At 61.2% G+C, this 17,964-nt stretch carries 18 protein-coding genes; 10 read left to right on the top strand and 8 right to left on the bottom strand.

Annotated features, from left to right (window positions below; all coding sequences use genetic code 11):
* The first annotated feature begins 69 nt into the window (after nt 1-69).
* From NDI72_RS15760 to NDI72_RS15775, 4 genes are all read left to right on the top strand, one after another.
* Entirely contained in the window at nt 70-1,383 is a 1,314-nt protein-coding gene (locus NDI72_RS15760) for a replication-associated recombination protein A (RefSeq protein ID WP_206545231.1), read from the top strand.
* Nucleotides 1,384-1,429: 46 nt separating this feature from the next.
* Nucleotides 1,430-1,807 carry a fluoride efflux transporter CrcB gene (gene crcB, locus NDI72_RS15765; protein WP_113156310.1) on the top strand — a complete coding sequence of 126 codons (378 nt, stop codon included), beginning with the start codon at nt 1,430-1,432 and terminating at the stop codon, nt 1,805-1,807.
* 51 nt (nt 1,808-1,858) lie between these two features.
* Nucleotides 1,859-2,839: an RluA family pseudouridine synthase gene (locus tag NDI72_RS15770; RefSeq protein ID WP_283800916.1), complete on the top strand. Its 981-nt coding sequence runs from the start codon at nt 1,859-1,861 to the stop codon at nt 2,837-2,839.
* 73 nt (nt 2,840-2,912) lie between these two features.
* The gene (locus NDI72_RS15775) at nt 2,913-3,707 is read left to right on the top strand and encodes an ATP12 family chaperone protein (protein ID WP_283800917.1); all 795 of its coding nucleotides are present in this window, start codon (nt 2,913-2,915) and stop codon (nt 3,705-3,707) included.
* A 370-nt stretch (nt 3,708-4,077) separates the two neighbouring features.
* Here the strand turns inward: NDI72_RS15775 and NDI72_RS15780 are convergent, their stop codons facing one another.
* The 3 genes from NDI72_RS15780 to NDI72_RS15790 all read right to left on the bottom strand — a co-directional run bounded on the left by NDI72_RS15780 (nt 4,078) and on the right by NDI72_RS15790 (nt 6,717).
* Nucleotides 4,078-4,455, bottom strand: coding sequence for a YggT family protein (locus tag NDI72_RS15780; RefSeq protein ID WP_210343937.1), 378 nt, complete (start codon nt 4,453-4,455; stop codon nt 4,078-4,080).
* 165 nt (nt 4,456-4,620) lie between these two features.
* A complete protein-coding gene (locus tag NDI72_RS15785; protein WP_283800918.1) occupies nt 4,621-6,432 on the bottom strand; it encodes a sodium:solute symporter family protein in 1,812 nt (603 codons plus the stop codon).
* Between the two features lie 12 nt (nt 6,433-6,444).
* The gene (locus tag NDI72_RS15790; RefSeq protein ID WP_113155266.1) at nt 6,445-6,717 is read right to left on the bottom strand and encodes a DUF4212 domain-containing protein; all 273 of its coding nucleotides are present in this window, start codon (nt 6,715-6,717) and stop codon (nt 6,445-6,447) included.
* A gap of 38 nt (nt 6,718-6,755) precedes the next feature.
* On the opposite strand from NDI72_RS15790, the gene NDI72_RS15795 reads away from it, so the two are divergent.
* Entirely contained in the window at nt 6,756-7,532 is a 777-nt protein-coding gene (locus tag NDI72_RS15795; RefSeq protein ID WP_246746307.1) for a hypothetical protein, read from the top strand.
* Between the two features lie 63 nt (nt 7,533-7,595).
* Here the strand turns inward: NDI72_RS15795 and glnA are convergent, their stop codons facing one another.
* Nucleotides 7,596-9,005: a type I glutamate--ammonia ligase gene (gene glnA, locus NDI72_RS15800; RefSeq protein WP_206545233.1), complete on the bottom strand. Its 1,410-nt coding sequence runs from the start codon at nt 9,003-9,005 to the stop codon at nt 7,596-7,598.
* Nucleotides 9,006-9,073: 68 nt separating this feature from the next.
* Nucleotides 9,074-9,412 (bottom strand): P-II family nitrogen regulator, encoded by a 339-nt coding sequence (locus tag NDI72_RS15805; RefSeq protein ID WP_007009552.1) that lies wholly within the window; start codon nt 9,410-9,412, stop codon nt 9,074-9,076.
* Nucleotides 9,413-9,693: 281 nt separating this feature from the next.
* Between NDI72_RS15805 and NDI72_RS15810 the strand changes: the two genes are divergently transcribed.
* On the top strand, nt 9,694-11,199 hold the full coding sequence (locus NDI72_RS15810) for an NAD(P)H-hydrate dehydratase (RefSeq protein WP_283800919.1): 1,506 nt from the start codon (nt 9,694-9,696) through the stop codon (nt 11,197-11,199).
* Nucleotides 11,200-11,291: 92 nt separating this feature from the next.
* On the opposite strand, the gene lexA is transcribed toward NDI72_RS15810, so the two are convergent.
* Both lexA and NDI72_RS15820 read right to left on the bottom strand, forming a co-directional pair.
* On the bottom strand, nt 11,292-12,014 hold the full coding sequence (gene lexA, locus NDI72_RS15815; protein ID WP_113155262.1) for a transcriptional repressor LexA: 723 nt from the start codon (nt 12,012-12,014) through the stop codon (nt 11,292-11,294).
* A gap of 86 nt (nt 12,015-12,100) precedes the next feature.
* Nucleotides 12,101-12,733 carry a MarC family protein gene (locus NDI72_RS15820; RefSeq protein ID WP_283800920.1) on the bottom strand — a complete coding sequence of 211 codons (633 nt, stop codon included), beginning with the start codon at nt 12,731-12,733 and terminating at the stop codon, nt 12,101-12,103.
* 231 nt (nt 12,734-12,964) lie between these two features.
* Here NDI72_RS15820 and gyrA point away from each other — a divergent pair, with 231 nt between their 5' ends.
* Nucleotides 12,965-15,832, top strand: coding sequence for a DNA gyrase subunit A (gyrA, locus tag NDI72_RS15825; protein ID WP_206545236.1), 2,868 nt, complete (start codon nt 12,965-12,967; stop codon nt 15,830-15,832).
* 48 nt (nt 15,833-15,880) lie between these two features.
* On the opposite strand, the gene NDI72_RS15830 is transcribed toward gyrA, so the two are convergent.
* On the bottom strand, nt 15,881-16,015 hold the full coding sequence (locus tag NDI72_RS15830) for a hypothetical protein (RefSeq protein ID WP_256370529.1): 135 nt from the start codon (nt 16,013-16,015) through the stop codon (nt 15,881-15,883).
* Between the two features lie 220 nt (nt 16,016-16,235).
* Here NDI72_RS15830 and coaD point away from each other — a divergent pair, with 220 nt between their 5' ends.
* The 3 genes from coaD (at nt 16,236) to NDI72_RS15845 (ending at nt 17,950) form a co-directional block, all read left to right on the top strand.
* Nucleotides 16,236-16,736 carry a pantetheine-phosphate adenylyltransferase gene (gene coaD / locus NDI72_RS15835; RefSeq protein WP_113155259.1) on the top strand — a complete coding sequence of 167 codons (501 nt, stop codon included), beginning with the start codon at nt 16,236-16,238 and terminating at the stop codon, nt 16,734-16,736.
* Between the two features lie 18 nt (nt 16,737-16,754).
* The gene (locus NDI72_RS15840) at nt 16,755-17,345 is read left to right on the top strand and encodes a peptidylprolyl isomerase (protein ID WP_206545238.1); all 591 of its coding nucleotides are present in this window, start codon (nt 16,755-16,757) and stop codon (nt 17,343-17,345) included.
* 128 nt (nt 17,346-17,473) lie between these two features.
* Nucleotides 17,474-17,950, top strand: coding sequence for a peptidylprolyl isomerase (locus tag NDI72_RS15845; protein ID WP_113155257.1), 477 nt, complete (start codon nt 17,474-17,476; stop codon nt 17,948-17,950).
* The last annotated feature ends 14 nt before the right edge of the window (nt 17,951-17,964 follow it).

Raw genomic sequence — 17,964 nt, forward strand, 5'->3', positions numbered from 1 at the left:
GCCCGAAACCCTGGCAGTTTCCTGTCTGGGACCGCGCCACTGGAAATGCCACTTGGAAACGAATGACCGATGAGTGACCTTTTCGCCAAGACCGACGATGCCCAGCCGGCCATGAACCGGCCATTGGCGGATCGCCTGCGGCCGATGAAGCTGGACGAAGTCGTCGGGCAGGAGCATCTGACCGGACCGGACGGCATTCTGACCCGCATGATTGCGAGCCGGTCGCTCGGTTCGTTGATCTTCTGGGGGCCGCCCGGCACGGGCAAGACCACGGTCGCGCGGCTTCTCGCGGGCGAAACGGATCTCGCGTTTGAGCAGATTTCGGCTATCTTTTCCGGTGTGGCGGATCTCAAAAAGGTGTTTGAGGCCGCCAGGTTGCGGCGCAGCCAGGGGCGGCAGACGCTGCTCTTCGTGGACGAGATCCATCGTTTCAACCGTTCGCAGCAGGATTCCTTTCTACCGGTCATGGAAGACGGGACCGTGGTTCTGGTTGGCGCAACAACCGAAAATCCGTCCTTCGAACTCAACGCCGCTCTTTTATCGCGGTCGCGTGTCCTGAACTTCAACACGCTTGATGCGGAAAGCCTGATGCGGCTTCTGGAGCGGGCGGAAGCGCTGGAAGGCAAGGCGCTGCCGCTGGACGAGGAAGCGCGGGCCGTGCTCGTGCGCATGGCGGATGGTGACGGACGCGCTTCGCTGACGCTTGCCGAAGAGGTCTGGCGCGCCGCGCGTGAGGGCGAGGTGTTCGATGCCGAAGGTCTTCAGCGCGTGGCGCAGCGGCGTGCACCAGTCTACGACAAGGGACAGGACGGGCATTACAATCTGATCTCGGCGCTGCACAAATCGGTGCGCGGTTCCGACCCCGACGCCGCGCTCTATTATCTTTGCCGCATGTTCGATGCCGGTGAGCATCCGCTCTATATCGGCCGCCGGCTTGTGCGCATGGCGGTGGAGGATATCGGGCTTGCCGATCCGCAGGCGCTGGGCATCGCCACCGCCGCCAAGGATGCCTATGAATATCTGGGGTCTCCCGAAGGCGAACTGGCGCTTGCGCAGGCCTGTGTTTATCTGGCGACCGCGCCGAAATCCAACGGCGTCTATACCGCCTTCAAACAGGCTTTTGCCGACGCCAAGGCGAACGGTTCTCTTTTGCCGCCCAAACACATTCTCAACGCGCCGACCAAGCTGATGAAGGAAAGCGGTTATGGCAAAGGCTATGCCTATGACCATGACGCGCCGGATGCGTTTTCGGGCCAGAACTACTTCCCCGAGGAGATGGGGCGCCGGCGCTACTACGACCCGCCAGAGCGCGGCTTTGAGCGCGAAATCCGCAAGCGGCTCGACTACTGGGCGCGATTGCGCAGGGAGCGCGGTGAACCGTAATGCGCGCAGTTGTTGATTTTTGCGCAGCTTCTGCGAAAAGAGCGCCATGAGTCATTTGCTGATCGTCGCCATCGGCGGTGCCGTCGGAGCGAGCCTTCGACATCTTACGGGGCTTGCCGCCATGCGCCTTCTGGGGCTGGGCTTTCCCTGGGGAACGCTGACGGTGAACCTGGTCGGGTCTTTCGTCATGGGTGCATTCATCGAATGGCTGGCGCGGCGAACGGGGGCGTCTCCCGAGCTGCGGCTTTTCATGGCGACGGGGCTGCTTGGCGGGTTCACCACCTTCTCGGCCTTCTCGCTTGATGTCGCGGTTCTGTGGGAACGCGGCGAAGGGCTGGTTGCGGCGTCTTATGTGCTCGTCAGTGTTTGCGGCGCGATTGCCGCGCTTTTTGCCGGCCTGTGGCTGGTTCGGCATTTCGCCTGAGGCGATGTTTTCACATCTCGCCCGGGGCGGTGTTTTCAATGGATAGGTGAAATGGCTGGCGTTCAGCAGATCGAAGTGGACAAGGACGAGAACGGAATGCGGCTGGACCGTTGGTTCAAGGCGCATTTTCCGGGGCTCGGATTCGGGCATTTGCAGAAGCTTCTGCGCTCCGGCCAGATCCGGGTGAGCGGCAGCCGCGCCAAGGCCGATACGCGGCTTGAGCCGGGGCAGATGGTGCGCGTGCCGCCGCTGGAAGTGGACCGCAAGGGCGGCGGACAGACCACCGCGCACAGCCTGCGCAACACGGGCGACGCTGAAGCTCTGATGCAGATGCTGCTTTATGAAGACCCGAAGGTCTATGTCTTCAACAAGCCGGCCGGCCTTGCCGTGCAGGGTGGCTCCGGTGTGAACCGGCACGTCGACGGCATGCTGGAAGCGCTGCGCAACAAGAAGGGCGAGAAGCCCCGGCTGGTGCATCGTCTGGACCGCGACACTTCCGGTGTTCTTGTGGTTGCACGCACGCGCCAGGCTGCCATGCGGCTTGCCGAGGCGTTTCGCGCGCGCGACACCAAGAAAACCTATTGGGCGCTTGTGAAGGGCGTTCCGAACCGGGATGAGGCGCGCATTTCCACCTGGCTCGCCAAGGAGCAGACGCCGGATGGCGACCGCATGCGGGTGGTCAAGCATGGCGAACCCGATTCCGACCATGCGGTTTCCAACTTCCGGGTCATTGAAACCGCCGGCAGCGCGCTCTCGTGGCTCGAGATGGAGCCCTATACCGGCCGTACCCACCAGCTGCGCGTGCATGCCGCCCATATCGGCTGCCCGATCATCGGCGATCCGAAATATTTCGAGGCCGATCAGAACTGGGAGTTCCCGGGCGGCATTCAGAAGCGTCTGCACCTGCATGCGCGGCGCATCATCATTCCCAATCCGGGCGGCGGCAAGATCGATGTGACGGCGCCGCTGCCGCCACACATGCGTCAGAGCTGGAACCTTCTGGGCTTTGACGAAGCCTCCGCCGAAGATTGATGGCGGTGTTGAATCGCGCACCCTTTGCGTCGTTTCACTCGCCAAATTGCCAACACTCACTATATGAACAGCCATGCGTGACCTTCTGAACGACCTCGAAGACGGAAAGACGCCAGCGGAGCTGGACCCGATCCGGCGTGCGCAAAGCACAATGAAGAAGCCGCTGCCCAAGCGCTTCTACAAGGATGTGGCGGTTGCCGCACAGGAAGAGGGCGGTTTTGCCGTGCAGCTCGACGGCAAGAGCGTACGCACGCCGAGCGCGAACACCGTTCTGCTGCCGAATGAAGCGACGGCGCTTCTGGTGGCGCGCGAATATGAAGCGCAGGGCGACGAGATTGATCCGGCGACCATGCCGGTGACCCGGCTGGTGAACACCGCCATCGACGGTGTCGCGGCTCACGCGCAGACGGTTCTCGAAGATGTTCTGCGCTATGTGACCGGCGATCTTGTCTGCTACCGCGCCCCATCTCCCGAACGTCTCGTGGAATTGCAGGCGCAGGCCTGGGACCCGGTTCTGGACTGGGCGCAGCAGCATATGGGCGCACATTTCGTTCTGGCCGAAGGCGTGATCCATGTGGAGCAGCCGCGTGAAGCGATTGCCGCCGTCAGCGCTTATATGCGCCAGAAGAACGAGCCGTTCCGCCTTGCCGCTCTCCACGTGATGACGACGCTGATGGGATCGGCTCTTCTGTCGCTTGCCGTCGAGGCGCGGGAGCTCACGCCAGATGAGGCCTGGTCGGCGGCGCATGTGGATGAGGACTGGAACATCGGCCTGTGGGGTGCGGATTCAGAAGCCACGCTGCGGCGCTCCGCGCGTCAGCGTGACATGATGGGCGCTGCAACGCTCCTGCGTGCGCTGGACGACTGACGGCGTATTTCCGGGCGGCATCAGTCCATCAAGCAGTGAGAAACTCCACCGCTCTGCCGGAAGGCAGGGCGGTTTCGCATTTGTGTGCGGGTTTTAAAGGCGTTGGGCTGACAAGTGGAAGCCGCTTTTCGATTGAGAACACGGCTGCTCCTGTGTTCGTCGGAACGCGGTCATTTCGTGTTGACAGTGCGGTGCGTGGTTCGACAGGCTCACCATGAGGAAGGGCATTGGCGGTCAAACCTGCGGTAATGCCTTTGATCAGGATTCACTGCCGGGCGCGACTTCCCTCATGGTGAGCCTGTCGAACCACGCACCGGGTCTATGCAGCAGGGCGTTGCGCCCCGCTGTGTCCGAATGGACGCGCGGCTATCTAGCTTCCACCAAACATCTTGTAGAGCACGGCGGAGATCTCGCTTTCGAGCGGGAATGACAGCATGCCCATCACCGAATAGCCGAGCAGCCAGGGCATGAGATAGAACCGGATCATGAAGAAGAACCACGCCACATAGATCGGCACCAGCGGTTCCAGCAGAAAACGGGGCGTGATGGGGCGAAAGAATTTCAGGATCGGGTTCGTCGCACGGACGAAAAAGCGCATGAAGAAGAAACTGGAATCTTCCGGCAGGAAAATGCTCATGGCGGCGCGGCCGATCAGCGTCCACATGACGACGCCGAGAATGTAATCCAGCGCCAGCACCCAGATCGGGAATGCGGCCATCGTTTCCTGTATGGCGACCGTTTCCTGCATGCAGTATCTCCCCCGCGTGATTCAGGGGCGGGAGAACCCGCCCCTGACTTCGAAACCCTAGAGCATCGGATCGAAAAGTGGAATCCGGTTTTCGGCTGTTCCGGTGCTCGATCAATTGTTTAGATCGCCGTGCGTTCGAATGGATGCACGGCGAACTGGCACTGTTCAGTGCTGGTCGGAAAGAATGGACGGGCCTGTCGGCACGCGGGTTTCTTCCACCATGCGCTGGATTTCCTCATCCGGAGCCGGTGTCAGCAGGGTGACCACCACCATGGAGACCAGGCTCACCGCCATGCCCACAATGCCGAAGCGCAGATGGTCGAGACCGAACCATGGCGTTCCGCCGGTGTAGACATAGTAGAGGTAGAGCGTGCCGGCGGTGAAGCCGGCGGCCATGCCGGCGACTGCGCCTGCACGGTTTGCCCGTTTCCACCACACACCCAGACAGAGCGGGAAGAAGAGGCCGGATGCCGCGAAGCAGAACGCCCACGCGACTGCACCGAGAATGCCGGTGAGCTGCAGCGATGCGATCAGGGCCGCCAGTGCGCCGATGCCCAGAAGCAGGATGCGGGCGACGACGAGTCGGACGGCAGTGTCTGCCTTCGGGTCGATCATCTTGTAGTAGAGATCGTGGCTGAGTGCGTTGGCGATGGCCAGCAGAAGGCCGTCGGCAGTCGACATGGCTGCCGCCATGCCGCCAGCGGCGACCAGGCCGGAAATCACATAGGGAAGACCCGCGATTTCAGGCGTTGCCAGCACCACGATGTCCGGCCGCATGAAGAACTCGTTCAGCTGCAGGATACCGTCGCCATTCTGGTCGGCGATGGCCAGGAAGCCCACGCTTGCCCAGTTCTGAATCCACGCAAGCGACGCCACTTCTTCAAACGGCTTGCCGATGATTGCCGTCGGCAGGCTGGGATCGAGAAGCTGCAGCTTCGTCAGCGTGGCGAGAGCCGGCGCCGTGAAGTACAGCAGGAAGATGAAGAGCAGCGACCAGGCGACCGATTTACGCGCAGCGCGCACGGTCGGCGTGGTGAAGTAGCGCATCAGGATATGGGGCAGGGATGCCGTGCCGCACATCATGACGAGTGCGAGCGTGATGAACCTCCACTCCGCGTAATCGCCCACCGGTCCGGTATGCGGGGTGGTGAGCACCGAGAGACCCGGAATGGCCTCGGCTGGCGGGTTGAGCCCGAACTGCGCTTCGAGTTGCGCCATGGTGGAGGCTGCATCGCCATAGGTGAAGTGCGGGATCAGGCCAAAACCCTGCACGTTGGACATCCAGATCACCGGCACCAGATAGGCGACGATGAGAACGATGTACTGTGCGACCTGCGTCCATGTCACGGCGCGCATGCCGCCGAGCATCGAGCATAAGAGAATGCCCAGAAGGCCGAACCAGACACCCCAGGAGAACGGAATGTGAAGTGCGCGGGCGGCGATGGTGCCGGTGGCGTTGATCTGCGCCGTCACATAGGTAAAGGACGCGACCACAAGCACGATCACGGCGCACAGACGGGCAAGATTGCCGCCATAGCGCGTGCCGATGAAGTCTGGAACCGTGTAGCAGCCGAACTTGCGCAGATAGGGCGCCATCAGCGAGTTGACGAGCACGTAACCGCCGGTCCAGCCGACGATGAAGGCCATGTAGCCGTAACCACCGAAATAGACACCGCCGGCCAGAGCCACGAAAGATGCGCCCGACATCCAGTCGGCCGCCGTCGCCATGCCGTTATAGACGGCAGGGACCTGTCGGCCGGCGACATAGTAGGCGTCGACCTCCATTGTGCGCGATAACCAGCCGATGAGAGCATAGATGCCGATGGTGAAGGCCACGAACAGAATGCCGATCGTGTCGGCGCCGACGCCGAATTGCTCCAACAGCGCCATCAAGAGGATGAATGCTAGAAAACCGCCGGTGTAGAGCGTGTACACCCAGCCGATATTATCAATGAACCGTCCCTGTAATAAGGCCATGCCGGTTCCTCCCTATTCGTCTTCTTCGCCGAAGCCGAACTCGTCATCGATTGCATCCTGGCGCCAGTTCTGCACCCAGATGATGATGACAAAGGCCAGCAGAGAACCCTGGGCGATCATGTAGTAACCGAGTGGGAAGCCCAGGAACGTGTATTGATCCAGCGTCGAAACCATGGCTGGCACGACAAGCGCGAAGAATGCCCAGAGCGTCAGAACCACAATCGTCAGGTTTCTGGTCTTTGCCCAGTAGCGATCCCTCACATCATCTGCGTTATTAGCGGACATGCTGTCCTCCTCCCTAAAAACGTCAGCGACGAAAGTCGTTGGATGTCACCATTGCGGTTCTGTGGAATTGGAATCACAATGGAATGCCTCAAGCATTGGGCATCTCAAGTTCAATGAAAATCGAGACATTGGTCGTATGTAACGGGAAGCACGCAATGGGTGTTGAGTGGTCGAAAGGCATTTTATTCTTGCGGGAAGCCGCAGCACGCATGCGTTTCCGGCGTGAAAATACAGCGATCAATACTGTCGGGATCATGTGCGACTTTGTTTGCACACGTTCATCTTTCGTCGCACAGAAGAAGCTCTATGGATACCTGAAGGCGCGCATGGGCACGCGCTATCCATCCATGTTCGAGGATGATGTCTTTGTTGAATCCATCAACATCGCCAAGCTGCATGTGTTTGCCGCCTGCCTCTCTGATCTGACGGTTCATGCCGTTGCCAGGGTGGCCTCTGGCGGCGCGCTGGAGGGGGAAGAGGCACGCACGCTGGCGCTTCATTGTCACGAGGCCGGACTGGCGGACAATGGCGATGTGCTGCCCGATGCCGGTACGGTGGAGGCCTGGCGCAGCGCTTTCGTGAAGCGTATCGCGGATGTTCACTGGCAGAATGCGGCGCTGGCCGCAGATTGCTTTACCGAAAGCCCAAAGGCGCTTTTCAAATGGGCGCCGATCGCTGACGAACTCAAGCGGTATGACCGTGAGATCGTGGAGAACTCGATCCGCTTCGCCTTCAGTGAAGTGACGCGCTCGTTCCGCGAACGCGCAGAGCTTCCTGAACTGGCGCAGGACTGGCGGGCGCAGTCGGTCACTTGAGCACGCCGCAATAAAAAAGGGCCCCGTCCGAAGACGGAGCCCTGATCGCCCCAACAGTAGCGATCAAACGGAATAGTACATGTCGAACTCGACCGGGTGCGGCGTCATCTCGTAACGCAGCACTTCCGACATCTTCAGCTCGATATAGGCGTCGATCTGATCGTCGTCGAACACGCCGCCGGCCTTCAGGAAGCCGCGGTCCTTGTCGAGCGCCATGAGTGCTTCGCGCAGCGAACCGCAGACGGTCGGCACCTTCTTGAGCTCCTTCGGCGGCAGGTCGTAGAGATCCTTGTCCATGGCCTGGCCAGGATGGATCTTGTTCTTGATGCCGTCGAGGCCGGCCATCAGCAGCGCTGCGAATGCGAGGTAGGGGTTTGCGCCCGGATCGGGGAAGCGAACCTCGACGCGCTTTGCCTTCGGCGAGGAGCCGAACGGAATGCGGCAGGATGCCGAACGGTTGCGCGCCGAATAGGCGAGCAGGACCGGGGCTTCAAAACCGGGCACAAGACGCTTGTAGGAGTTGGTGATCGGGTTGGTGAAGGCGTTGATCGCCTTGGCGTGCTTGATGACGCCGCCGATATAGTAGAGGCAGCTCTCGGACAGACCGGCATATTCATTGCCGGCAAAGGTCGGCTTGCCGTCTTTCCAGATCGACTGGTGGACGTGCATGCCCGAACCGTTGTCGCCATAGACCGGCTTCGGCATGAAGGTTGCCGTCTTGCCATAGGCATTGGCGACCTGGTGAACGCCGTATTTGAACTTCTGCACGCTGTCGGCGCTCTTCAGGAGCGTCTCGAACTTGATGCCGAGCTCGTGCTGGGCAGCGCCAACCTCGTGGTGGTGCTTTTCAACGATCACGCCCATTTCGGACAGGACCGTGAGCATTTCCGAGCGCATGTCCTGCGCGGAATCGATCGGCGGAACCGGGAAATAGCCGCCCTTCATGCGCGGACGGTGGCCCAGATTGCCGGTCTCATAGTCGGCGTCGTCGTTGGACGGCAGCTCGCTGCAGTCGAGCTTGAAGCCGGTGTTGAAGGGATCAGCCTTGTACTTCACATCGTCAAAGACGAAGAATTCCGGCTCCGGACCCACATAAACGGTGTCGCCAAAGCCTTCGGACTTCAGAAAGGCTTCTGCCTTCTTTGCGGTGCCGCGCGGGTCGCGGTTGTAGGCCTCGCCGGAGATCGGGTCGAGAATGTCGCAGATGATGACCATGGTGGACTGGGCGAAGAACGGGTCCATATGGGCGGTGTCGGGCTCCGGCATCAGAACCATGTCGGACTCGTTGATCGCCTTCCAGCCGGCAATGGACGAGCCGTCGAACATGACGCCATCGGCGAACATGTCCTCATCCACGGCCGTGACATCCATCGTGACATGGTGAAGCTTGCCTCTTGGATCCGTGAAGCGAAGATCGACGAACTTTACGTCGTTTTCCTTGATCTGCTTCATGATGTCTTGTGCTGTGGTCATATTCGCTTTCCTGTTTGCGATGAGCTTGCCTGATGATCCGGACCGGGTCCGGGAACTGGTGGTTGGGGTCAGACTGCGTCTGCGCCGGTCTCGCCGGTGCGGATGCGGATGACCTCTTCAACATTGGTGACGAAGATCTTGCCGTCGCCGATGCGGCCTGTCTGGGCCGCCTTGCGGATCGCCTCGATGGCGGCGTCGACGGTTTCGTCCGGCAGGACGACCTCGATCTTCACCTTGGGGAGGAAGTCGACGACATATTCCGCCCCGCGATAGAGCTCGGTGTGGCCTTTCTGGCGTCCGAAACCCTTCGCCTCGATGACAGTGATGCCCTGAAGGCCGATTTCCTGAAGGGCCTCCTTCACCTCATCGAGCTTGAAGGGTTTGATGATCGCTTCGACCTTTTTCATGCCTCGGTGGCCTCCAAATGGGTTCAGGGACGGATGGTCCGCATCCCTTATTGCTCCGGTTCGGTTGAAGCACGAAACATGCCAACTCGTGACAGAGCCTTGCATGTTGCGTGCCAAACGCTGCATTCTGCGTCTTGAGAATTGGCGCGACGCGGTTTTCTCCGGCTTTGGCATGCTAGGCGAGCGCCCCCGGATAGCAAGATGGGAACCATGCGGTGCGGTTCGCAGTTTGAGACTTGCTTAAAAAATATGCAATGAGCCGAAGAAAGCGGCAGCTTGTTATGCGTATGGTTGTTCTGACACCTGAAGAAATGGGCAATGTGGATCGCGCGGCCATCGCAGCCGGCCCTCATGACGGGTACGGGCTGATGCGCAATGCCGGCGCGGCGGTGGCTGATCTTATCCTCGAGCGGTTTTCCGGCGCTGCCGGCGTCGCGGTTCTCTGCGGACCGGGCAACAATGGCGGTGACGGCTATGTCATTGCGCGGCTTCTGGCCGAGCGCGGCGTGAATGTCCGCCTGTTCGCCGATGCTGCGCCGCGGGAAGACAGCGATGCCGCCAGGGCGCGCGAGGACTGTTTTGTAACGCCTGAGGCGCTGGCCGATTTTCGCCCCGAGGCCGGCTGGGTGGTGGTTGACGCGCTCTATGGCGCCGGGCTTTCAAAGCCAATCGCGGGCATCGAGGCCGAACTCATCGAGCGGGTTGCGGCTGCGGGCGTCCCGGTGGTTGCCGTCGATCTTCCGTCCGGTCTTTCGGGTCTCACGGGCAAGCTCCTCGGCAGCTGCTTCAATGCGGACCTGACCGTCACGTTTTTCCGCAGAAAGCCGGGGCATCTGCTCATGCCCGGTCGACGCCTGTGTGGCGAGCTGGTCGTGGCCGATATCGGCATTGCCGAGACGGCGCTTGCATCAATGGATATCGCCCTTTGGGAAAATGGTCCGGCGCTCTGGCGTGACAGCGTGCCGGCGGTGGAGATCGATGCGCACAAATATGTGCGTGGTCATGTGGCGGTTGTTTCGGGCGGTGGCGCATCCACTGGTGCAGCGCGGCTTGCCGCGCGTGGCGCGGCGCGCGCCGGGGCAGGGGCCGTGACGGTGCTTTCGCCTGCAAACGCCCTGTCGGTGAATGCGATGCACCTGACCTCGATCATGCTGCGCAAGGCGGAAGCAGTGGATGAACTCATCGCCTTCCTCGATGAGCGAAAACCGACAGCCGCTGTTCTCGGCCCGGCAGCCGGCACAGGCGAGCGCACGCGCAGCTTCGCGCTGGGTTTTCTGGAGCGCGATGAAGGGCTGAAAGGGCTGGTGCTGGATGCCGACGCCATCACCGCCTTTGCCGATGCGCCCGATACGCTCTTCGAGGCCGTGAGAAGCTCTGCCGTAGCGACCGTGCTGACGCCGCATGACGGTGAATTCGCGCGCCTCTTCGGCGATCTCGCGGCCGATGCTTCCATGTCCAAGGTGGAGCGTGCGCGCGCAGCGGCAGAGCGCTCAGGAGCGGTGATCATCCTGAAGGGGGCGGACACGGTCGTCGCCTGCCCGGACGGGCGCGCCGCGATTAACACCAACGGATCGCGTTTCCTGGCGACGGCGGGCTCTGGCGATGTTCTGTGCGGGATTGTGGCCAGCCTTCTGGCGCAGGGCATGCCGGTCTTCGAGGCGGCATCAGCCGGCGTGTGGCTGCATGCAGAGGCTGGCGGGATGTTTGGCCGGGGCCTGATTGCGGAAGACCTCCCCGAGATGCTTCCGCATGTCTTCCAGGCGCTCTTCCCGGACGATGTTAGCTGAACCGACGCGGAGCTTGAAAAGAGCGCGCATTCTGGATGCCGGATGGCATCGGAGCCGGGGCATGCCTGAAGCCGCCCCGGATAGTCTTAAACTCAGTAGCGGCGCATCAGGCCGACGAGGCGACCCTGCACCTTGACGCGGTCGGGGCCGAAGATACGGGTTTCGTAAGCCGGATTGGCGGCTTCAAGGGCAATCGATGCGCCCTTGCGGCGGAAGCGCTTCAGCGTTGCTTCCTCCTGATCCACCAGCGCCACGACGATCTCGCCGGGATTGGCGGTCTGCGTCTCGCGGATGATCACCGTGTCGCCATCGAAAATGCCCGCATCGATCATCGAGTCGCCCTTGACCTCAAGCGCGTAGTGATCGCCACCGGTCAGCATGTCCGGCGGAACCGCGATGGAATGGGTCTGGTGCTGAATGGCGTCGATGGGGACACCGGCAGCGATGCGGCCCATGACAGGCACGGAAACGACGCCGGAAAGCGCGTCATCATTGCTGGCGGCAGGCTTGGAGGCCGCTGGCGCGGGCGTCTTGCCGAGGCTGCCCTCGATAACGCTTGGCGAAAAGCCGCGCGCGGCGGAATTGAGGCCCGGCGCGATGGAATCGGGAAGCCGCAGAACCTCCAGCGCACGCGCCCTGTTCGGGAGCCGGCGAATGAAGCCGCGCTCCTCCAGAGCCGTGATCAGCCGGTGAATGCCGGACTTGGAGGCGAGGTCGAGCGCCTCCTTCATTTCATCGAAGGAGGGCGGGATTCCGGTCTCCTTCAGTCGTTCATGGATGAACAGAAGAAGTTCGTGCTGCTTGCGGGTCAGCATGGGCGCCACCGAGAATCAGTTAAAAACAAAACCAGAACATACTCTATATGTTCCAGTTGTGTTCCGCAACCGTCCGGTTGCAGCGCCTATGGCGCAGCGAAAAGCGCCTTGGCTCCGTCTGCCACGAACTGGACCGCGAGGGCTGCCAGAATGACGCCCAGGAGGCGCGTCAGGATGGAGCGTCCCGTTTCGCCCAGAAAGCGGTCCACGCGCTCCGCCAGCGTGAAAACGGCATAGGTGAGGAGGATCGTTCCAAGCAGGATGCCGAGCAGCGCAATGGTGCCAAGAATTGAATTGAACTCGCCCGAAAGAAGCACGGTGGCCGAGATGGCGCCGGGACCCGCGATCAGCGGAATGGCCAGCGGGAAGGCGGCGATGTTGCGGATCATGTCGCGCGTGATCGCGCGCTCGGCGCTCTTTTCGTGGCGCTCCTGGCGGCGCTCGAAGATCATCTCGAAGGCGATGAAGAACAGAAGCAGGCCGCCTGCCACGCGGAAGGCGGGAAGCGTGATGCCGAACACGGCCAGAATGGCGCTGCCAGCGACGCCGAACAGGGCCAGAACGGCGAATCCGATGACGGCTGCGCGCACGGCCACCTGATTGCGCTCCGAGCGGTTCATGCCCGCTGTCAGCGCCAGAAAGAGCGGCGCAAGCCCTGGCGGATCGACGGTTACCAGCAATGTGACGAAGGCGTTGAAAACGGTATCGTAACCAGGCATCGGGTTCTCCTTGCGGCCTCTCTAGCCCAGCTTGGATGCGAGGGAAAAGCCCTCATTCTTCACGCAGGCTCGCTTCCTGCGGCAATTTGTCAAGGCGCTCATCCCCAGGAGGTTCGTATGCGCCTGAAATTGCGTTGGATTTCCGTCATCAAAAACGGATGCTCAATTGGAGAATCGCTGACGGCTCATATATAAAGAGTATGTGATTCCTCATTAAGAATGTGACACGTTTTGACTGACCAGACGACGCCGAACGGATCGGGCGAGCCCGACGAAATCGAGCCGATTTCCATTGTCGAGGAGATGCAGCGCTCTTATCTCGATTATGCGATGAGCGTGATCGTGAGCCGCGCCCTGCCGGATGCACGCGATGGTCTGAAGCCGGTGCATCGGCGCATTCTCTATGCATCCCATGAGAGCGGTTACCACTGGAACCGCAAATATGTGAAATCGGCCCGTCCTGTTGCCGACGTGATGGGTAAGTATCACCCGCACGGCGATGCCGCCATCTACGACGCCTTGGTGCGTATGGCGCAGAACTGGTCCATGCGCCTGCCGCTGGTCGACGGGCAGGGCAATTTCGGCTCCATCGACGGCGATCCGCCGGCGGCAATGCGTTACACCGAGTCGCGTCTCACCAAGGGCGCGCATGAGCTCCTGGAAGACATCGACAAGGACACGGTCGATTTTCAGGACACCTATGACGGCTCCTCCAGCGAGCCGCGCGTGCTTCCGGCGCGCTATCCGAACCTTCTGGTCAATGGTTCGGGTGGTATCGCCGTCGGCATGGCGACGAACATTCCGCCGCACAATCTGGTCGAAGTCATCAATGGCTGCGTGGCGCTGATCGAGAACCCCGCACTCGGCCTGCCGCAGTTGCAGGAGATCATTCCCGGTCCCGATTTCCCGACCGGCGGCCTGATTCTCGGCCGTTCGGGCATTCGCAGCGCCTATGAGACGGGCCGCGGCTCGATCCTCATGCGCGGCAAGGTCTCGATCGAGCCGGCGCGCAATGATCGCGAAGCCATCATCATCACCGAAGTTCCCTATCAGGTGAACAAGGCGTCGATGATCGAAAAGATGGCCGAGCTGGTCCGCGACAAGCGCATTGAAGGCATTTCCGACATTCGCGACGAGAGTGACCGTCAGGGTTACCGCGTCGTGGTCGAGCTGAAGCGCGACGCCGTTGCCGATGTGGTGCTGAACCAGCTTTACCGCTTCACGCCGCTTCAGACCTCCTTTGGCGCCAACATGGTGGCGCTCAACGGCGGCAAGCCGGAACAGATGAACCTGCTTGATCTGCTCCAGGCCTTTGTATACTTCCGCGAGGAAGTGGTCAGCCGGCGCACCAAGTACCTGCTGCGCAAGGCGCGCGAGCGCGCGCACGTCCTCGTTGGCCTGGCGATTGCCGTTGCCAATATCGACGAGGTGATCAAGCTCATCCGTCACGCGCCCGATCCGCAGACCGCGCGCGAGCAGTTGATGGAGCGCCGCTGGCCGGCCTCCGATGTGGAAGCGCTGATCCTGCTGATCGATGATCCGCGTCACCGCATCAACGAGGATGGCACCTACAATCTGTCCGAAGAACAGGCGCGTTCGATCCTCGAGCTGCGTCTCCAGCGCCTCACCGCGCTCGGACGCGACGAGATCGCCGACGAATTGAACAAGATCGGCGTGGAGATCGCGGATTTCCTCGAGATTCTGTCTTCGCGCGCCCGCATTCAGCAGATCGTCAAGGACGAGCTGATCGGCGTGCGCGACGAGTTCGGCACGCCGCGCCGCACCGAGATCACCGAAGGTGGCGCAGATCTCGACGATGAGGACCTGATCCAGCGTGAAGACATGGTCGTCACGGTCACGCGCAAGGGCTACATCAAGCGCGTGCCGCTTTCGATCTACCGGGCGCAGGCGCGTGGCGGCAAGGGCCGCTCGGGCATGTCGACCAAGGACGAGGATTTCGTCACCCAGCTCTTCGTCGCCAACACCCACACGCCGATCCTGTTCTTCTCCTCGCGTGGCATTGTCTACAAGGAGAAGGTCTGGCGTCTGCCGGTCGGTACGCCGCAATCGGTTGGCAAGTTCCTGCGCAACATGCTGCCGCTCGAAGAGGGCGAGAGCATCACCACGATCATGCCGCTTCCGGAGGATGAAGAGAGCTGGGGCGCGCTGGACGTCATGTTCGCCACCACGCGCGGCACGGTGCGGCGCAACAAGCTGTCGGATTTCGTTCAGGTCAACCGCAATGGCAAGATCGCCATGAAGCTGGATGATCCGAGCGACGAGATCCTCGGCGTCTTCACCTGTACCGAAGACGACGACGTTCTGCTGACGGCGGCTTCGGGCCAGTGCATCCGCTTCTGCGTCACCGATGTACGCGTCTTCGCCGGGCGCAACTCGATTGGCGTGCGCGGCATCAATCTGGCCGAGGGCGACCGGGTCATCTCCATGGCCATCCTGGCCCATGTGGAGGCAAGCCCGGCCGAACGCGCTGCCTATCTCAAGCAGGCCGCCGCCGAGCGGCGTCAGGCTTCGGGTGAAGAAGAGGAAGTGGCGCTCACCAACGAGGATGTCGGTGAGGAGGAAAGCCTGTCCACGGAGCGCTTCGAAGAGCTTCAGGCGCGCGAGCAGATGGTGCTGACCGTCAGCGAGTTCGGCTATGGCAAGCGCTCGTCCAGCTACGACTTCCGTGTCACAGGACGTGGCGGCAAGGGCATTCGCGCCACCGATGTCTCCAAAACCGGCGAGATCGGTCCGCTCATCGCGGCGTTCCCGGTCGAGCAGGAAGACCAGATCATGCTGGTTTCCAATGCCGGTCAGGTCATCCGCGTTCCGGTCGGTGGCATCCGCATCGCAAGCCGCGCCACCAAGGGCGTGACCATCTTCAACACGGCCAAGGGCGAGAAGGTCGTTTCGGTTGAGCGTATTTCCGATACGCAGGCCGAAGAAGAAGAGATGGAAGCGCTGGACGGAGAAGCCGCAGCCGAGGCGGGGGATGCTCCTGCGGCCAACGCGGATACGCCTGACACCGCTGCTGACACTGGTGCCGACAATGGCGCTGGCGAAGACGGTGCTTCTGGCGGCGAGGGCGCTGCCGAGTAAACGGCAGCCTTCTTCCAAACGTAAGGGGCAGGGATCCGTTCCTGCCTTTTAGCGCAGGCGGCTATGGCCCGTGTTGCGCACGCGGTTTTCCAGCTTGATGCGGTTGGCCTCTTCATGAAGGCCGACCGCCGTTGCGATCAGCATGGCGACGGTCATTGCGGCAGCGAGCGTAAAGATAAGCATGGCTTGTCTCCTTTGGCCTGTTAACGAAGAGAGACGCCATTTGGTTTCATGGCTGGCGCTCTCCCTGCCATTGGTGTCCTGACTAGCCCAACTGGTTCGAACCGTTCTTGAATGGGGCGTTCATGCCTCGTTCATGCGCTCTGCGGCCTTGTGCCCGACGGGGCTGCCCTGGCGTGATTGCTGAATTGCCATCGCCCGGCAAGACGGATAAAAGCACGCCATGACCGAACGAACAGCCTTTTATGCCGGGTCCTTCGATCCACTGACAAATGGCCACCTGGATGTGCTCAAGGGCGCGCTCACGGTATCTGACCGCATTGTCGTCGGGATCGGCCTTCACCCGGGCAAGAAGCCGCTTTTTTCCTACGAGGAGCGCGTCGCATTGATCCAGCGCTCTGCGCTGGCCGAGCTTGGTGACGATGCCGGGCGCATCGAGGTTGTCGCGTTTGACGGGCTGGTCATCGATGCGGCGCGCGAGCATGGCGCATCGATCATGATCCGCGGCCTGCGCGATGGCACTGATCTTGATTATGAAATGCAGATGGCGGGCATGAATGAAACCATGGCGCCCGACCTGCAGACTGTTTTTTTGCCGGCAAGTCCTTCCGTGCGCACAATTACCGCCACACTTGTACGGCAGATCGCTTCCATGGGCGGAAATATAGCGCCATTCGTTCCTTCCGTTGTTCTGGAAGCGCTCAAAGCCAAATTCCCCGCCTGAAACCAAAAGGAGAGTTTCATGCAGCTTCGCAAGCTTGCCTCGTCTGCGCTCGTGGCCGGTGCACTCATGATCGGTCTTGGCGTTGCTACTGCAGCCGAACCCGAAAACACGGTGATTCTCACGCTCAAGAACGGCGATGTCACCATCGGACTGCGGCCTGACCTGGCTCCCAAGCATGTCGAACAGATCAAGGCTCTGGTGGCAGAAGGCGCTTACGACAATGTCGCGTTCCACCGCGTGATCGACGGCTTCATGGCGCAGACCGGCGATGTCCAGTTCGGCGATGTGGAAGATGGTTTCGATGCGCGTCTGGTTGGCACCGGCGGTTCGGAAAAGCCCGATCTTCCTGCTGAGTTCTCCGATGCAGACTTTGCGCGCGGCACGGTCGGCATGGCCCGCTCGCAGGATCCGAATTCCGCAAATTCCCAGTTCTTCATCATGTTTGCCCCCGCCTCGCACCTCAACGGCCAATATACCGTGATCGGCGAGGTCGAATCGGGCATGGAGCTGGTCGACAAGATCAAGAAGGGTGATTCCGCAAGAAACGGCATGGTGCAGAACCCGGACAAGGTTCTGAAAGCACGCATGGCGAGCGACAGCGCGAATTAAAGCGGTTCCAGGATAAGCGGGAACATTTTTCCGTCCGGAACTGCGCAAAACCAATGCATTAGAGCGTTTTCCCGATTCACCGAAAAGCGCAAACGCTCTAACCGCGTCGATACAAGAAAGGTACAAAAATGGCTGATATCAAGGATCCGGAAAACGCGATCGTGATGGAGACGACCAAGGGCAAGGTCGTGATCCAGCTCTTCCCGGACGTTGCGCCCGAGCATGTGAAGCGCATCAAGGAACTGGCCCGTGAGAACTTCTACGATGGCATCGTGTTCCACCGCGTGATCGACGGTTTCATGGCGCAGACCGGCGACCCGACGGGCACCGGCATGGGCGGTTCCGACAAGCCGGACCTCAAGGCCGAATTCTCCAACACGGCGCATGAGCGCGGCACCTGCTCGATGGCCCGTTCGCAGAACCCGAATTCCGCCAACTCGCAGTTCTTCATCTGCTTCGACAAGGCTCCGTGGCTTGACCGTCAGTACTCGGCCTGGGGCCAGGTGGTCGAAGGCATGGACAGCATCGACAAGATCAAGCGCGGTGAGCCGGTTTCGGAGCCCGATTCCATCATCACCATGCGTGTTGCGGCTGACGTCGCTTAAATTTCTGACACCGG

It is taken from the genome of Nitratireductor sp. GZWM139 (assembly GCF_030068685.1).
Classification (GTDB): domain Bacteria; phylum Pseudomonadota; class Alphaproteobacteria; order Rhizobiales; family Rhizobiaceae; genus Nitratireductor; species Nitratireductor aquimarinus.

Bases quoted from the DNA above. Each gene is read 5' to 3' on its own strand.
- lexA (WP_113155262.1), bottom strand. From the start codon at position 12,014: ATGCTGACCCGCAAGCAGCACGAACTTCTTCTGTTCATCCATGAACGA.
- NDI72_RS15760 (WP_206545231.1), top strand. From the start codon at position 70: ATGAGTGACCTTTTCGCCAAGACCGACGATGCCCAGCCGGCCATGAAC.
- NDI72_RS15830 (WP_256370529.1), bottom strand. From the start codon at position 16,015: ATGCTTATCTTTACGCTCGCTGCCGCAATGACCGTCGCCATGCTGATC.
- crcB (WP_113156310.1), top strand. From the start codon at position 1,430: ATGAGTCATTTGCTGATCGTCGCCATCGGCGGTGCCGTCGGAGCGAGC.
- NDI72_RS15845 (WP_113155257.1), top strand. From the start codon at position 17,474: ATGGCTGATATCAAGGATCCGGAAAACGCGATCGTGATGGAGACGACC.
- NDI72_RS15810 (WP_283800919.1), top strand. From the start codon at position 9,694: ATGCGTATGGTTGTTCTGACACCTGAAGAAATGGGCAATGTGGATCGC.
- NDI72_RS15770 (WP_283800916.1), top strand. From the start codon at position 1,859: ATGGCTGGCGTTCAGCAGATCGAAGTGGACAAGGACGAGAACGGAATG.
- NDI72_RS15820 (WP_283800920.1), bottom strand. From the start codon at position 12,733: ATGCCTGGTTACGATACCGTTTTCAACGCCTTCGTCACATTGCTGGTA.
- NDI72_RS15840 (WP_206545238.1), top strand. From the start codon at position 16,755: ATGCAGCTTCGCAAGCTTGCCTCGTCTGCGCTCGTGGCCGGTGCACTC.
- NDI72_RS15780 (WP_210343937.1), bottom strand. From the start codon at position 4,455: ATGCAGGAAACGGTCGCCATACAGGAAACGATGGCCGCATTCCCGATC.
- glnA (WP_206545233.1), bottom strand. From the start codon at position 9,005: ATGACCACAGCACAAGACATCATGAAGCAGATCAAGGAAAACGACGTA.
- NDI72_RS15775 (WP_283800917.1), top strand. From the start codon at position 2,913: ATGCGTGACCTTCTGAACGACCTCGAAGACGGAAAGACGCCAGCGGAG.
- coaD (WP_113155259.1), top strand. From the start codon at position 16,236: ATGACCGAACGAACAGCCTTTTATGCCGGGTCCTTCGATCCACTGACA.
- NDI72_RS15785 (WP_283800918.1), bottom strand. From the start codon at position 6,432: ATGGCCTTATTACAGGGACGGTTCATTGATAATATCGGCTGGGTGTAC.
- NDI72_RS15790 (WP_113155266.1), bottom strand. From the start codon at position 6,717: ATGTCCGCTAATAACGCAGATGATGTGAGGGATCGCTACTGGGCAAAG.
- NDI72_RS15805 (WP_007009552.1), bottom strand. From the start codon at position 9,412: ATGAAAAAGGTCGAAGCGATCATCAAACCCTTCAAGCTCGATGAGGTG.